This is a genomic window from Blautia pseudococcoides, assembly GCF_001689125.2.
Classification (GTDB): Bacteria; Bacillota; Clostridia; order Lachnospirales; family Lachnospiraceae; genus Blautia; species Blautia pseudococcoides.
Genome location: NZ_CP015405.2, coordinates 318,492 through 333,460, shown reverse-complemented (window position 1 = coordinate 333,460; position 14,969 = coordinate 318,492). Strand labels below are relative to the sequence as shown.

Here is a 14,969-nt window from a genome sequence, read left to right as displayed (position 1 = left end):
TTTCTAATTTTTAAGTTCAAGGACACTGTCCCGCTCAATAAATTCCGTACAGATCTGAATCTTTGTCTTGGCTGTGCTCCTCTCCTGCATCATCTCCACAATGCGGCGCACTGCCAGCCTTCCCATCTCCTGCTTGGGCACCCTGAGGCTTGTCAGCCTGGGCACTGCGATCTCACAGAAGGGGAGGTCATCAAATCCGATGATCGACACATCCTGCGGGACCCGGTAGCCGGATTCCTGCAGCGCTTTCATGGCACCCAGAGCCAGATTGTCATTATCCGCAAAAAAAGCGGTGGGCAGCTCCGGTTTCCCCACCAGGTACCGCAGCATGTCCTGGTGGGCAGCCTCCATGGTAACGCCGATGGTCACCGTGTACCTGTTCTCCAGCCTCAGATTATGCTTATTGAGGGCGATCTGAAATCCGGAAGCTCTGGAGCCGAACGCCTTGATCCGGTAACTGCCCCGCAGATATCCGATTCTGGTATGGCCTTTCTGGATCAGATACTCCCCGGCCATTCTGGCCGCGTCCGCGTTGTTGATAAACACCCCGTCAAACGACATATCGTGGTTCCAGTAATCCAGCACCAGAAAGGGTACTTTCATGCCTCTGAACACCGCTGCCTCCTCGTCTGTAAGCTCTGTGCCCAGAAGTACAATGGCGGAAGCCCGGTCCAGGCACAGGTTTTCCACCTGTCTTTTGTAATCCTCTGTCTGCCGGTCCAGATAACAGAGCGCCATCTCATAGCCGGCCTCCCTGCACTCCTTTTCAAATCCATCCACAACCAGGGAAAAGAAGGGATTGTCATCCACGATCAGGCCCTTGTCCTTATAGATGACAAGCTTGATCTTCGTGATCCCCATCTCCCCGATATAGCCCAGTTCCTTGGCTGCACGGAGGATTTCTGACGCGGTGTCCTTATTCACACCTTTTTTATGGTTCAAAGCATTGGATACGGTAGCCGGAGAAAATCCTGTATATTCTGATATGGTCCTTATATTTACTTTCACCGTCTCACCTCCAACGAAATCTTATGCTTTTTTTATCTGCACTGCCATGTACTGTTTTCCCGGCAGCTCAACTCTGAATTTCCCTTTATGGATGCCTCTGTTCTCCACAGTCATATTCCAGGTATCCAGCACGCGGACTTCAAACGCGGTCTCATCGTCAAAGTAAAAATCCCGGAAGGAAGGGCGCATGAAGCTGTAATAAAACAGATAATACTCTTTTACAGCCTTGATCAGGGATGTACTCTCCTCAGGTACGGCACACACTTCATCCCAGCCGCATTTTTCATAAGGCATAAGTCCAATGCCCGGCGTCTCCTTCATGACATTCAGAAGGAATCCGAAACGTTTGTGGCTCTCCCCGTGAAGTTCCCCGCCGTGTGACCACCAGAGGATATCCTGGGGATGCATATATGTCTCTCCGTGTCCCGGATACCCGCCCCGCACAGCAGCCTCCCAGAATCTGCGCAGCATCTCCTCTCCGCTTATATTTCCCCAGCCGTGCTGGATATTTCCCTCGTAGGCGATCTCATCCAGTACAACAGGCTTTTTGTACTTCTCTCGCCATTCATTGACCATCTCTGCGGATTTGTATATATCCTGCCTCTGGATGCTGCAGTGCGTGATCCATGGGCGGTTGTGGTCGTAGAAATTTCTGCAGTTGTGGATGGAACGCAGATGTTTGTACGGGTCTTTTTCGCAGATGATTTTCGCATAACGCTCCCAGTCTTCCACGTTCTTTTCCTCAAACAGGTCAAATTCATTGGCCAGAGACCACCAGATATTTCTGTAGGCGGCAAACCGGGCGATCACATACTTCCAGTAAAGGTCATCCTCCTCAGGCTTCATGCAGGAAAATCCCCAGCGGTCATAAGGATGCATGACGATCAGGTCCGCCTCGATGCCTAAGTCTCTGAGGACCTCAATGCATTTCTCTATATGTCTGAAATGTTCCGTGTTGAATCTGGTAAAATCCCAGTCATTTCCCTCACTTCTTCCTGTGTATTCCTGGAAGTTCTCCTTTGTGAGCACACTGGAATCCATAGGGGTTCCCTGGTAAGGATAGGAGCGCGGTTCCCCCAGGTTATAGTCATAATGTTTCGGGAAAACGCAGAACCGTATCTTATTAAAAGCGCTCTCCTTTAAAGTCTTAAGTGTCTTCCCGATCAGTTCGTCGGACTGCAGGTCCCACACATAGCAGGTCGTTCCCACAGAGTAATAAGGTGTGCCGTCCTCGTACGCAAAATGGAATGTATTCGCCACTCTCACAGGACCGTGATTGTCCTTTCCGGGAGCTGTGGCTGTAAAGCGTCCCACCAGGTCGGCATCCAAGAATCCCGCACGGATCCTGAAGGTATATTCCTCCTCAAAGGAGGGCATAAACCGCACTTTATAGATACCGTCCCCGTCGTAAAAGCCGTCCGCTTCTGTGCACTCATTTTTGCTCTCAAAGGTTCCTGTCACTTCATAGTCCGTGAATGGATTTCCCGCTGCGGGGCCCTGGATCTCCACCTCAAAAACATCCCATTTTTCCACCTGTTTTTTGTACTTCATTGTCTCCATACTCTACCTCCAATTTTTTTCTTTAAACGGTCAGGCTTTTACAGCACCGGCCATGCCTTCCACAAAATGTCTCTGGAAAATCAGATACACGATCAGCACCGGAACAACGGAGATCAGCACGCCCGCGCACAGATAGCCGTAATCTGTTCCATGCTCGCCCACGAAGGTCATGATACCTACCGGAACGGTTTTCTTCATATTATCATTGATGATAACACTTGCCAGCAGGTACTCATTCCATGTGGACAAAAAGTCTGTGATGATCAGTGTTGCCACAGCAGGCTTTGCCACCGGGAAGATAATTTTATAAAACAACTGCCATTTGTTGCATCCGTCAATGTATGCCGCCTCGTCAAGCTCCCTGGGGACACCGTTGAAAAAGCCCCGCAGGATCAGAATACCAAAGGAGATACCGAAGCCCACATATACATAGAACAGTCCAAAGTAAGAATTCAGCAGGCCCAGCTTGCTGTAGATCACATTGATCGGTACCAGGGCTGTCTGCATGGGAAGCATCATTCCAATGAGGAAGAAGATAAAAGTTCCCGTTTTATGCCTGATCTCCAGCCTGGTCAGGGCAAAGGCTGCCAGGGCCTCAATGAAAATTCCCAGAGGCACTTTTAAACAGGATACGATCAGGTCGTTTTTCATATAAGTGAACAGCCGGCCTTTTGTAATGGCATTGACAAAGTTGTCCCAGGCAACATGTGCCGGCATGCTGAACAATCCCGCGCCGCTGTAGAAATCAGATTTACTCTTGACCGCTGTTGCCACCAGTGTGAACATGGGTACTACCCAGATAAGCGCCAGGATGATCAGAACAAGATATAATACTGCTTTTTTTGTGATTTTCTTTGTTTTTCCTTCCACGATAATCCCTCCCCGCTAATCTTCTTTTGCTGTAAAGGATACATAAGGAATGATAACGATCATCATCATAAGTACCATAATACAGGCAACTGCTGTTCCGTATCCCACGTTATTGTACTGGAACACCTGTGAATACATATAGGTGGAAAGCATCTGGGTGGCATTGTTGGGACCGCCGCCGGTAAGACCCTGTACCACATCGTAAACCTTCATAGCTGCCACGATCAGCGTGGCGATAACAATGACAAAGGTATCCTTAAGGAGCGGTACTTTGATCAGGAAAAACTGTTCAATTCCGTTGGCGCCGTCAATAGTGGCAGCCTCCAGAACATCCGGTGAGATAGCCTGCAGACCTGCCAGAAACAAGATCATGGGCTGTCCGATGGCCTGCCACAGAGCTGCCGCGAATACGGCATAGATGCTGACATTTGGGTCCGATATCCATCCTTGGGAGAAGTTGATCCCCAGTGCTTTGAAAAATTCATTGATAAAGCCAATATTGGGGTTGTAGATCCATCTCCAGATAATAGCCACCGCAATGGGTGCGATGACACACGGAAAATAGAAAAAGCCCCTGAAAAATGTACGTCCTTTAAACTGTTTGCTCAGTATCACCGCAAAAAGCAGTGCAATAGTCATAGTCACAAATATAGTCAAAACAATCCAGATCAGGTTGTTGATGATTGCCGTATGAAAGATTTTGTCGCCTTTAAAGAGATTTATGTAATTAGATAAGCCTACAAACTGTTTCTCGCCGATACCGTTCCATTTGAACAGGCTGATAAAGAAGGAATAGCACACAGGTGCCACGATCACGGATAAATAGATGACCGCCGCCGGGAGCAGGAAGAAATACGCGGCTTTATCTGTCCTGGTATAGTTTTTCTTATTTTTCATGGTTTCACTCCAATCTGTTTGGTCAGCACAGTGGTTTTCGGAAAGCGGAGGAGCGCCTCAACTCCTCCGCTGACCGTAAGAAAATCCTCTTAATTATAGTTATTTGTTATTGTAAGCCTCGATCGCCTCCTGGATACTCTTTGCTCCGTCTTCCGGTGTCATCTGACCATTGGCGATAGCGTCCTGGGCATTGAACAGCACGTCAGCAACCTCTGTGGGGAATGCCTGGTCTGTGATGGTAAAGATGCCGTTTTTCTCGGATGTCTCTAACAGTACAGGTACATTTGGCTGCCCTTCCGGCATTTCTGCGCCCACTACAGGGAGAGGAAGGTTATAATATTCAGCATATTTTTCTGTATTTTCTTTATTGTAATAGTAATCTGTAAAGCGCATGCAGGCTTCCAGTTCTTCGTCCGTATTATCCGCATTAAACTGTGTCATCTCTGCAAATGCGGACATTCTGTTTGTCTCTCCGCTTGGGAATGCAAACACGCCGTACTGGTCCATATCAAGGCCTTCCTGAATAATTTTTCCATCCTGCCACTGGCCCTGGATATCCATGGCGCACTGGCCATTTGCCATACCGATCAGGGTATCATTGGGGTCCTGGGTCAGGAATCCATCCGGGAAGTAACCTTTATCACAGAACTCCTGATATTTTGCCAAAGCCTGTACCACTGCGTCGTTGTCATAGCTCTCATCAAATGTATTCATCTTGTCATGAAGTTCTGAACCTGCGTAATGTTCAATGAGAAGTTCAACAAAACGCATGGTATGCCAGCCGTTAAGACCTGCGGTGGAAATGGGTGTAATGCCGTTTTCTTTTAACGTTGCACAGGCTGTTTCAAAATCTTCAAACGTGGCCGGCACTTCTATGCCGTACTGCTCGAAAATATCTTTTCTATAGTAAATTCCCAGAACATTATAGCTTGTAGGATAACCGCAAAGCTTTCCGTCTAATGTACACAGGTCCATGGAAGTCTGTGTGAATTTCTCACTCCATTTATTTTCCTCAGCGTACTGTGTCAGGTCATAGGTAAGGCCGTTCTCTGCATAGAAGCCGCCCAGACTTCCCCCCCAGTTGAACCACATATTCGGAAGGGTTTTTGAAGAAGCGGCAACTTTACAGGCATCCTTGATCCCGTCCGTATCATAATAGGAAACGGTTACTTTAACATCATCATTGGCTTTGTTGAACGCTTCCACAATAGGGTCCACTGCATTCTGCCTGGTATTCAGTGTCCAGAATGTAACCTCTGTAGCCCCGCTCTTGGAATTTCCCCCTGAACTGCTGCTCTCTTTACTCTCGGAACCGCCGTCACTTCCGCATCCTGAAAGCGCCATAGACATAACCATTGCTGATGCCATTGCCAATGCCATTACTTTTTTAATTTTCATTTTGAATCCTCCCTGAATTTTTAAACAAATTGTTTAAATCGCTTTTGCTTTTATTTAAATATCGACGTCGTTTATTTAAACTTTTTTGCTCTTGATTTAAATTTATTTTAGCATTCGTTTATATATATTTCAAGCACCTTTTTACTTTTTGCTCATTTTCATAATATTAACATAGCTTTTTTATGCATTTTTCACATATATTTTTGCTATTTTTTTACCACTTTACCTTTTTTAGAGTGTTTAGTTAAAGTTTTATATAAATTTTTACATAAATAAATCCAGATCATATTTTATATAAATCTCAACTTATTTTATACAAAAAAACATACAGGAATTATGTCCCACTTCCTATAACTGCAGCATTTTCTTACAGACATAGAACGGACTTTATGATAGATTAATGAGTAAATAAGCAGGAAAACCAGGGAGAAAATGAAAATGCTGCAGAAAACATTTGAAAGTATTGAAAAAACAAAGAGATGTTTTGAAGAAAGTTTTAAATCAGGAACCTATTATGACAAACAGACGCAGGACGAGACGCATCTTATGCTGATATTAAATGCCATAAAAGTAACGGGCAGCATGAACATACTGGATTTAGGTACCGGAACCGGCTATCTTGCCTTCCCTCTTGCCCGGAAATACCCGGACGCACAAGTTACAGGCCTGGATATTGTCGAAGAAGCATTAGATAAGAACCGGGAGTGCGCCGAGTCTGAAGGCTTGAAAAAACTTGGTTTTGTCAACACTTTTTCGGAAATCAGCAGAGTTCTTAAACCCGGCGGAATTTTCTTCCTGTCCGACCCGGCCCCCAATGATAATGATACGGAAGGCTTTGTAGACGCCTACATGCAGATGAAAAAAGACGGACATATTAAATTTTATACTAAACAGGAGTGGCAGGAAATCGGCAAAGAAGCCGGTTTATCCCTGGCGGATGACTTTGAAACCTCGATCCGTTTTCCTAAGAAAATTGAAACTGCATTGGAATTTAATGAAATCATGAGCAGATTTGCCGAACAAGTGACAGACGGATATTTGCTGGAGATAATGGATAATGAAATCTGGATCTCCCCTCCTCCAGCACAAGCTTTCCCCTGCCGTCCTTCACTTCCCCGCATTATCCTTTACATTTTCACACTATTCCCCAATATCATTTTTTCATTCACCAGAACAACGCGTCCATACCCGTCATCCACCCGGCTCATTAACTCCAGCAGAAGTTCTGCCATCAGCACGCTTCTCTTTTTATGAGGCACTTCAAAATGAGTTAGTTTATAGGGTAAAAGTACCGTATCCGGAATGGCGTCAATACCCAATAGGGAAATCTCATCCGGCACAGATATTCCCAGCTTCATCAGTGACTGGGCCGTCCCCACGGAGACCAGGAAATTCTCAAGAAATACCGCATCCGGCAGTACCTCACAGCCCTTCATGTAATTTGCTGCCCTCTCCTCAATCTGTTCCCTCTCATTTCCCGTCTCCCAAAAACTCCCCTCAATTTCCGGGTTCCTGCACAGATATTCCCAAAAGGCTTCTCTCCTTGCCCGGAAATTGTAGATAGTCTCCTTATTTTGAAAATAGACGATCCTTCTGCATCCATGTGCTTTCAGATGATCCATCCCTTTAAAAACCGCCTGCCGGTTATTAAAATTCACAGTATTCCAATCATACTCCCTGGGGTCGCAGTCACTCATGACAATGGGAATCCTGCACAAAGAAAGCAGCTCGTAATCGTTTTCCCCGAATTCATCTGCCCGCAGCAGTATCCCCCTTGTGCCATCCGAATTGCTTTTCAACAGAGCCTCCTTCAGCTCCTCGTTGCCGTACGCATAGACAAGCCGGACTTCCAATCTATCCTTCTGGAGGCGCTCCACACTCTCCACATAGGTAATTCTGAAGAAAGACCCCATCCCCCCAGACAACACCCGGGGAGAATTTTCAAAAATGATCAGTTTCACAAAGGTGCCTTTCGCCACGTCTTTCCCCTGCTGTCCGCTGATGTATTCCAGAATCCGCTTTCTTGTCTCCTCATTTACCCCCGGTTTCCCGTTGATGGCAAGGGACACCGTAGCAGTGGACACACCCAGGGCCTCCGCCACCTCTTTTGACTTAACCTTCATTGCCGTCACCGCCGTTTCTGCCTTTCAAATCCTTTACACTGTCCCGCTCCACAAAATTAGTGCAGACCTGGGTCTTTGTTTTGATTTTATCGGTTCCGTTGATCACTTCCAGGATTCTTCTGACTGCCACCCGCCCCATCTCCTGTTTCGGAACACGGAGTGTGGTCAAAGGCGGATTGGCGATCTCACAGAATGGCAGGTCATCAAACCCCACCACAGAAATATCCCCGGGCACCTCATATCCCTTTTCCTGCAGAGCTCTGATCGCCCCCAGAGCAACCATATCATTATCTGCAAAAAAAGCGGTGGGAAGCTCCGGTTTTGTCTCAAGATATGTCCTCATGTCCTCATAAGCTCCATTGATAGTGGTGGACAGTGTAACCGTATATTTCTTTTCCGGGACAATTCCACTCTTATTCAAAGCAGTGGCATACCCCACTGCCCGGGAACGAAAGGCTTTGATCCGGAATTCCCCTCTCAGATACCCTATTTTCCTGTGGCCTTTTCTCAGGAGATATTCTGTTGCCATACGGGCAGAATCCGCATTGTTGATCAATACACCGTTGAAGCTCATATCCCAGCTCCAGTAATCCAGCATCAGAAACGGGCAGGATGCATTCTTATACAGAGCCACATCCTCCTCCATCAGTTCTGTGCCCAGCATGATCACCGCGGAGGAATTATCATGGATCAGCCAATTCACCTGCTCCTTATAGTCCTCATCCTCATAATTCAGATGACACAGCACCATCTCCATGCCGGAAGCCCGGCACTCTTTTTCGATCCCGTCGATCAGAAGTGAAAAAAAAGGCGTATCATCCAGAATCAAACCATTTCTTTTGAAGATAACGAATTTGATTTTTCCGATACGCGATTCACTGATGTACCCCACCTCTTTCGCAACACGGAAAATCTCGGCTGCCGTATCTGCATTGACCCCTTTTTTGTGGTTCAGCGCATTGGAAACGGTAGCAGGCGAGAATCCTGTGCGTTCACTGATATCTTTTATACTTACTTTCATAACTGACCTATCCCTTTATTTGTTACAATCCATGCCCGGTAATTACACAGAGTACGACTGCAGCTTATCTCTCCACCTATAGAGGCGGGAGATAACACTTATCAAAAACTACATATAAATATTTTATCAAAAAATTTAATCTTTTTCAATAAGCCTGTTGTTGTTTTCTTTCCACATCTTCACAAACACCGGCACATACAGCACCCAGGTCACGGCCATGAGGACACCGCAGCATACGATCAGGCCATTTACCAGAGAGCGCGGCAGCCGCAGGAAGAAAAACAGCACGAACATTACCAAATAAGAAAATGCAGTACAGACCTTTCCATACCATTTAGCCCCGTCCAGCTTCCTGCCCCGGTAATGGGACAGGACAAGCCCCATAATCCCCATAAATCCCTCTTTCAGGACAAACAATCCTACCAGCCAGCGCATGTTTTCATACCGGAAAGCCAGACAGAGGATCATAGCCCCCAAAGTCAGCTTGTCCGCCACCGGATCCAGCGCTTTGCCAAGCTCTGTGATCATGTTAAAATGCCTTGCCACTTTGCCGTCCAGCATATCCGTGATCCCGGAAATCCCCACCAGCACGGCGGCCATATAATATTCCCTCACCGACTCCGCGTGATAATACAGGAGCACATACACCGGAATCAAAAGGATCCGAAAGTATCCCAAATCCTCCCACTTATACACCATCTAAAGCTGCGTCCTGCCCGCATTTCTCTGCTGACCGGGCACCACGTATCACAATTGAAACAATATCCCGGCAGCAGCCGCTATCCCAATGTAAGCAGCAGGGTGAAGCTTCCACCTTCTCATTGCCAGAAACACTGCGGCTGCCAGAAGAATGGGCGGAACTCTCAAAATCTGCCCTGGATTCCCTCCTGCAGCATAAACCTCAGCATTCAAAAGCGCAGTCCCTGCAACCCCAAGCCCTGCCGACGCAATGAGTCCTGTAGATGCGGGACGCAGGCCATAGAAAGCATCCTGCACCATCCTGGAATCCTTGAATTTCTGAAGCACTTTACTTATTACTATGATAATCACAATTGACGGGAATATCAACCCCAAAGACCCTAAAACAGCCCCCGGCACTCCCGCAGTGGTAAATCCCACATACGTGGACATATTTACCCCCATGGCTCCCGGTGTGGATTCAGAGACAGCGATCATATCTGCCACATCCTGATAGGTAAACCATCCCGTCTTCTCTGACATGGCATACAAAAAGGGCAGTGTGGCAAGCCCTCCTCCCACAGCAAAAAGCCCTGTCTTAGCAAACTCATAGAACAGTCTGAGCAGTATCATACTCTCTCACCTGCCCTTCTCATGCCCTGCCGAAGCAAAATCCCCAGCACACCTGCCCCCACTACAAGGATTGCCGGGGATACCGGAGTAAACATGGACAGCAAAAGCACTGCGGCGCAGACCGCCAGGCATTTTAAATCAACTACGGATTTCTTTCCCAGTTTCAGCACTGCATCCAGGATCAATGCACAGACGCAGGCCCGAATCCCGTTAAATGCGTGGCTCACAAAAGCAATATGGGAAAAATTCCGCAGAAATGCCGCGATAACCGTAATGATCACAAGGGATGGAAATACAAATCCCAGTGTCGCCGCAATCCCTCCCAGCACGCCTTTTCTTTTATATCCGATAAATGTGGATGTATTGACCGCAATGATCCCGGGCGTGCACTGGCCTATGGCATAATAATCCATAATCTCCTCCTCCGCTGCCCATCCCCGTTTTTCCACCACTTCCCGCTGTATAATGGGAAGCATGGCATAACCGCCCCCAAAAGTAACGGCACCCATCCGGGCAAATACCCAGAATAATGATAACAGCTCTTTCATCTCTTCTCCTTCTGCCTGTTTAAATCAGTTCCCGGATCTTAAGATATCCAAGTATAGCCTCAACACATCTGTCTGCCCCCAGAATACTGCTGTCCAGGCATAGTTCATAGTCTTCGGCTCTCCCCCATTCCCTGTGCGTATAATATCTGTGAAAGGATGTCCTGGCCTCATCGGTCCGGCTGATCTTCTTTCTGGCACTGTTCCTGGACAGGCCTTCTGTCTCCATCACATACTGAATTCTTTTTTCCATATCCCCATGAATGAAAATACTCACAGCATTTGGGTCTCCCCTGAAGATTTCACTGCCACACCGGCCAATGAGCACGCAGGGACCCACGCCGCACAGTTCCCGGATACGTGCAAAGGGAACCTTTTCCATTTCCCTCTCCACATTATTCATGGCAATGGCGTACAGCAGGCTGTCCACAGGCTGTTCCTCATAAAACTCCCTCACTTCTTCGTAATCTCTTCCTCTGGCAATCTTGGTAAGTTCTTCTTTATCATAAAAGGTGCAGCCAAGCTTCTTGGCAAGCTTTTTTCCTATCGCCTTTCCCTGGCTTCCGTACTGCCTTCCAATGGTGATAATACCCTTTTCCATCTCTACCGCTCCCTTCTGCTACATAAATCCTGCAAATACTGAGGCACCTATCACAGTCAGAAGACCCGCTACCGCAATAGCCAGACTGCTCATGGCCCCTTCCACCGGACCGAGTTCCATGGCCTTGGCCGTTCCGATGGCATGGGAAGATGCCCCCAGGGACAGACCTTTTGCCACAGGCTCCTGGATATGAAAGATTTTAAATACCACTTCCCCTATCATGTTACCCAAAATTCCGGTAATAATGATAACCGCCACCGTAATTGTGACAATTCCGCCCAGTTCTTCAGATACCCCCATGCCGATGGCTGTTGTGATGGACTTTGGAAGCAGTGTCACATACTGGGCATGATCCAGTCCAAACAGCTTTGCCAGCAGAAATACACTGACAAGGCTGGCAAGCACACCGGATATAAGCCCTGCTGCCACTGCTTTCAGATTTTTCCTTAAAAGTCCCATCTGTTCATACAAGGGCACTGCCAGACATACTGTGGCCGGAGTCAAAAGGTAGCTGATATATTTGCCGCCCTCATAGTAACTGTCATAATCAATATGCCCCACTGCCAGCACGCCAATCACACAGATCACACCTATCAGCAGCGGATTAAAAACCGCCATCTTAAATTTCCGTTTCAAAAGCAGTCCCGCCTCATATCCCAAAAGGCTTAAAACTGCTCCCCAGAAAATAGAATCACTCAGCAATGCATTCATTTTTCTTTCTCCCCTTCCGTATGATCCCCTGGGTCACAAGCCCTGTGACCACCATGACAAAAACTGTAGTAACGGCAGTGATAACCGCAACCGGAACGAAGACAGGCTTCAGCACCCCCCATGCGTTCAGCAGTCCTGCCGCGGCAGGTATGAACATCACAGGCATGATCTCAATCAAAAATCCCGCCGTTTCCCTCACCTGATGTGTTTTTAAGATACCTGTCTGAAGCGCAGCCAGCATCAGAACCAGGCCGTAAACACTGGCAGGCACGGGAAGCGGCAGGATGATATGCAGCCCTTCTCCTAAAAATGATAACAGTAAAATAATGCAGAATTGTCTCAGATACTTCATAGCTCCTCCTTCTGTCTCTGTGCTTTAAAATCCGTCTGTATGTACCTAAAAAATTATACAGCCTCAGAATGAAAAGTCAATGTGTACCTGAAAATTCCTTTTTCTGCTACTGCAGGATATCCCCCCTGCTCTAAGCCTCTTGGGCCCAGGTATCCGATAATTTCCACGGCGAATGCAGATACATATCCCCGGCAAGGCGCAATCCCCTTTTTGTCCTGAAACCGCCAGCGCAGGCCCCTCCCGCTCCTGAAGCTTCCCATCACTGCGCCCGTATTTACCTCCGCGGGTTTAATGCCAATATCATACACCAGGGCTGCCTCCTCCTCTTCCCCTTTAAATTTCGCAAAGTTGTATACTTTTACAAAATGCCGGATCCTGGGTACATCCCCGGTAAAAAAATCCTTTAAAAAAGCGGGCAAAGTGTCAATATGACCTCCTTGTCCGCTTTTTCCGTACTCTCATATTCATTTACTGGCAGCTTTTTAACTGTTTTTTATTATATCATCCCAGCCTTCCTATGTCTATTTACTTTTTTTAAGTACCACCATATCAAAACCTTTTACCGTACCGTCGTATTCGCCATACCAAACCGCAAACGGTCCCTTCGGCAGGCGCACCTCTGTACTTCCCGGATTGAAATTCTGTACGATCAGGTAATACGCATCCTCTGTCTCTCTGGATGTCACTTCGATTCCGGCAGGAATGTGATGGATGTATCGTTTGATCCCGGCCACTTTTACCAGCTTTCTGTAAAACTCGTCGTAAAAGCCCTGCTCAAAATCCGCACACACATAATAAGCTTTTCCCTCACCATAAGTATTGCAGGTCAGCGCCGGCATTTTGGCGTAAAAATCTTTTCCGTAGGTCATAATAACTTCCGCCCCGTTTGTCCTTACCAGGTCACAGAGATGCTCACATGTATATGTCTTTGTCATGTTCAGCGCATTTCCTTCCACCGGAACACCGCAGTTGGTCTCCCCGTCATACAGCCCGTCAATTTCCGTGCTGCGCAGACCGCACACATCCATCAGACCGTGAGGAGTGCCGCCAAGGAAACAGAGGTCTGTATCATCCACAATACCTGACCAGTAAGTGAGGATCAGCTTTCCGCCTGCATGCACAAAGTTCTGTGCCTTCTCCTCAAATCCGGCTCTGAACATATACAGCATTGGGGCTGCTACGATTTTATAACCGGCCAAATCCTGCTCCATGTCAATAACATCCACATCAAGCCCCTGCTTGCGGAAGGCATAGTAAGACTTTTCCACCGCCTCTTTATAATACAGGTTTTTATTTCTCGGACCAGCCGCGTCCTCCATAGCCCAGCGGTTTTCCCAGTCATAGATAACCGCCGCCTGTGAATGGGTACGGCTTCCCGCCATCTCACGCAGGGCATCCAGAGCTTCTCCTACTTCTGTCACTTCACCGAATACTCTGGTGTCATCCCCGCCGTAATGGTCAATGACAGCACCGTGGAATTTCTCGCTGGAGCCCCGGCTCTGGCGGAGCTGGAAATACTGCACACTGTCTGAACCGTGTGCGACTGCCTGGAGGGAAGCTGCCCGCAGCATCCCCGGCTTTTTCAGCTTGCTCACACTCTGCCAGTTTGTAGCTGACGGACATGACTCCATGAGAAGGAACGGTTTTTTCAGGATACTCCTCATAATATCATGCTGCATTCCTGTATCCATAGCCGTATGGGACTCCGGTCCTTTGTGCCATGTGGGATAGTTATCCCATGTGACGATATCCACCACGTCTTGAAATTTATGGTAATTTAAGCCTCGGAAATTGTACATCATGTTGATCATCACCGGAAGGTCTGAGCCGCCGTCCTTCACTGCCTGTGCCTCATGCCGCACAAAATCCACGGTCCTGTCCGTGACAAAACGTTTCCAGTCCAGATTTAATCCATGAAGACCTGACTCCCCTCTCGGAGACGGGCTTTCCACCTGTGAAAAATCATTGTAAATATGGCTCCAGAAAGTTGTGGCCCAGGCTTTATTCAGTGCATCAATAGTACCGTATTTCTCCTTTAGCCACCTGCGGAATTCTTCCTGGCAGAGGGAGCAGTGGCACTCTCCGCCATACTCATTTGAAAGATGCCATCCGATAACACCGGGATGCTTTCCGAATTTTTCAGATAACGCCATATTCATCTGCCGTACTTTTTCCCTGTATACAGGAGATGTATAGCAGTGGTTATGTCTGCCGCCGAACAGATTTCTGTGCCTGTCAGCCTCCACCCGGAGAACTTCCTGATATTTGTCGCTCATCCATTTTGGACGGGCACCGGATGGAGTTGCCAGGATCGTGGAAATGCCGTTTTCATACAGACGGTTGATCATCTCTTCCATCCATCCGAAGTTGTATTCCCCCTCACGTGGTTCCAGCACTGCCCAGGAGAAAATCCCAAGAGAAACTTCATTGATCTTCGCCTTTTTAAAATACTCTATATCCTTCCTAAGGATGTCCGGGGAATCCAGCCACTGTTCCGGATTGTAGTCCCCCCCGTGGATCATTTTACCGAAATTTACGTCTTTGCCCATATCTGTCCTCCAATGGGCCGCAC

Annotated in this window: 15 protein-coding genes and 1 pseudogene; 1 reads left to right on the top strand and 15 read right to left on the bottom strand. The window is 47.6% G+C overall.

The features are described 5' to 3' along the window. Positions 1–3 precede the first annotated feature (3 nt). The 5 genes from A4V09_RS01625 to A4V09_RS01605 form a co-directional block, all read right to left on the bottom strand. Positions 4–1,008 (bottom strand): LacI family DNA-binding transcriptional regulator, encoded by a 1,005-nt coding sequence (locus tag A4V09_RS01625; RefSeq protein WP_065540799.1) that lies wholly within the window; start codon positions 1,006–1,008, stop codon positions 4–6. 21 nt (positions 1,009–1,029) lie between these two features. Beyond that, positions 1,030–2,568 carry a DUF5605 domain-containing protein gene (locus A4V09_RS01620; RefSeq protein ID WP_198168565.1) on the bottom strand — a complete coding sequence of 513 codons (1,539 nt, stop codon included), beginning with the start codon at positions 2,566–2,568 and terminating at the stop codon, positions 1,030–1,032. A gap of 30 nt (positions 2,569–2,598) precedes the next feature. After that, the gene (locus tag A4V09_RS01615) at positions 2,599–3,438 is read right to left on the bottom strand and encodes a carbohydrate ABC transporter permease (RefSeq protein WP_065540798.1); all 840 of its coding nucleotides are present in this window, start codon (positions 3,436–3,438) and stop codon (positions 2,599–2,601) included. Between the two features lie 15 nt (positions 3,439–3,453). After that, positions 3,454–4,335, bottom strand: a complete 882-nt coding sequence (locus A4V09_RS01610; protein WP_065540797.1) for a carbohydrate ABC transporter permease — start codon at positions 4,333–4,335, stop codon at positions 3,454–3,456. 99 nt (positions 4,336–4,434) lie between these two features. After that, positions 4,435–5,733 (bottom strand): ABC transporter substrate-binding protein, encoded by a 1,299-nt coding sequence (locus A4V09_RS01605; RefSeq protein WP_084043394.1) that lies wholly within the window; start codon positions 5,731–5,733, stop codon positions 4,435–4,437. Positions 5,734–6,165: 432 nt separating this feature from the next. On the opposite strand from A4V09_RS01605, the gene A4V09_RS27030 reads away from it, so the two are divergent. Then, complete coding sequence (locus A4V09_RS27030; RefSeq protein ID WP_465220353.1) at positions 6,166–6,987, top strand: class I SAM-dependent methyltransferase; 822 nt, start codon at positions 6,166–6,168, stop codon at positions 6,985–6,987. Here the strand turns inward: A4V09_RS27030 and A4V09_RS01595 are convergent. From A4V09_RS01595 to A4V09_RS01550, 10 genes and pseudogenes are all read right to left on the bottom strand, one after another. After that, positions 6,933–7,856 (bottom strand): annotated as a pseudogene (locus tag A4V09_RS01595) (LacI family DNA-binding transcriptional regulator); the annotation flags it as partial. The gene A4V09_RS27030 and the pseudogene A4V09_RS01595 sit on opposite strands and share 55 nt — an antisense overlap. Next, complete coding sequence (locus A4V09_RS01590; protein WP_065540795.1) at positions 7,846–8,877, bottom strand: LacI family DNA-binding transcriptional regulator; 1,032 nt, start codon at positions 8,875–8,877, stop codon at positions 7,846–7,848. The pseudogene A4V09_RS01595 and the gene A4V09_RS01590, both read right to left, overlap by 11 nt. Positions 8,878–9,012: 135 nt before the next feature. Then, positions 9,013–9,576 carry a CDP-alcohol phosphatidyltransferase family protein gene (locus tag A4V09_RS01585; protein WP_065540794.1) on the bottom strand — a complete coding sequence of 188 codons (564 nt, stop codon included), beginning with the start codon at positions 9,574–9,576 and terminating at the stop codon, positions 9,013–9,015. Between the two features lie 48 nt (positions 9,577–9,624). Continuing rightward, positions 9,625–10,188, bottom strand: a complete 564-nt coding sequence (locus A4V09_RS01580) for a chromate transporter (RefSeq protein ID WP_065540793.1) — start codon at positions 10,186–10,188, stop codon at positions 9,625–9,627. Then, on the bottom strand, positions 10,185–10,736 hold the full coding sequence (locus A4V09_RS01575) for a chromate transporter (RefSeq protein ID WP_065540792.1): 552 nt from the start codon (positions 10,734–10,736) through the stop codon (positions 10,185–10,187). Before A4V09_RS01575 ends, A4V09_RS01580 begins: the two co-directional genes overlap by 4 nt. A gap of 19 nt (positions 10,737–10,755) precedes the next feature. Continuing rightward, complete coding sequence (locus A4V09_RS01570; protein ID WP_065540791.1) at positions 10,756–11,334, bottom strand: cytidylate kinase-like family protein; 579 nt, start codon at positions 11,332–11,334, stop codon at positions 10,756–10,758. 18 nt (positions 11,335–11,352) lie between these two features. After that, the gene (locus A4V09_RS01565; protein ID WP_065540790.1) at positions 11,353–12,045 is read right to left on the bottom strand and encodes an LrgB family protein; all 693 of its coding nucleotides are present in this window, start codon (positions 12,043–12,045) and stop codon (positions 11,353–11,355) included. Continuing rightward, a complete protein-coding gene (locus A4V09_RS01560) occupies positions 12,026–12,397 on the bottom strand; it encodes a CidA/LrgA family protein (protein ID WP_065540789.1) in 372 nt (123 codons plus the stop codon). Before A4V09_RS01560 ends, A4V09_RS01565 begins: the two co-directional genes overlap by 20 nt. Positions 12,398–12,450: 53 nt before the next feature. Continuing rightward, entirely contained in the window at positions 12,451–12,816 is a 366-nt protein-coding gene (locus A4V09_RS01555) for a hypothetical protein (protein WP_065540788.1), read from the bottom strand. 102 nt (positions 12,817–12,918) lie between these two features. After that, a complete protein-coding gene (locus tag A4V09_RS01550; protein WP_065540787.1) occupies positions 12,919–14,946 on the bottom strand; it encodes a beta-galactosidase in 2,028 nt (675 codons plus the stop codon). Positions 14,947–14,969 lie beyond the last annotated feature (23 nt).

What these genes read in the sequence shown, in the direction of transcription:
- A4V09_RS01620 (WP_198168565.1), bottom strand. Translation starts at nt 2,568, where the DNA reads ATGGAGACAATGAAGTACAAAAAACAGGTGGAAAAATGGGATGTTTTT.
- A4V09_RS01610 (WP_065540797.1), bottom strand. Translation starts at nt 4,335, where the DNA reads ATGAAAAATAAGAAAAACTATACCAGGACAGATAAAGCCGCGTATTTC.
- A4V09_RS01605 (WP_084043394.1), bottom strand. Translation starts at nt 5,733, where the DNA reads ATGAAAATTAAAAAAGTAATGGCATTGGCAATGGCATCAGCAATGGTT.
- A4V09_RS27030 (WP_465220353.1), top strand. Translation starts at nt 6,166, where the DNA reads ATGAAAATGCTGCAGAAAACATTTGAAAGTATTGAAAAAACAAAGAGA.
- A4V09_RS01590 (WP_065540795.1), bottom strand. Translation starts at nt 8,877, where the DNA reads ATGAAAGTAAGTATAAAAGATATCAGTGAACGCACAGGATTCTCGCCT.
- A4V09_RS01585 (WP_065540794.1), bottom strand. Translation starts at nt 9,576, where the DNA reads ATGGTGTATAAGTGGGAGGATTTGGGATACTTTCGGATCCTTTTGATT.
- A4V09_RS01580 (WP_065540793.1), bottom strand. Translation starts at nt 10,188, where the DNA reads ATGATACTGCTCAGACTGTTCTATGAGTTTGCTAAGACAGGGCTTTTT.
- A4V09_RS01575 (WP_065540792.1), bottom strand. Translation starts at nt 10,736, where the DNA reads ATGAAAGAGCTGTTATCATTATTCTGGGTATTTGCCCGGATGGGTGCC.
- A4V09_RS01570 (WP_065540791.1), bottom strand. Translation starts at nt 11,334, where the DNA reads ATGGAAAAGGGTATTATCACCATTGGAAGGCAGTACGGAAGCCAGGGA.
- A4V09_RS01565 (WP_065540790.1), bottom strand. Translation starts at nt 12,045, where the DNA reads ATGAATGCATTGCTGAGTGATTCTATTTTCTGGGGAGCAGTTTTAAGC.
- A4V09_RS01560 (WP_065540789.1), bottom strand. Translation starts at nt 12,397, where the DNA reads ATGAAGTATCTGAGACAATTCTGCATTATTTTACTGTTATCATTTTTA.
- A4V09_RS01550 (WP_065540787.1), bottom strand. Translation starts at nt 14,946, where the DNA reads ATGGGCAAAGACGTAAATTTCGGTAAAATGATCCACGGGGGGGACTAC.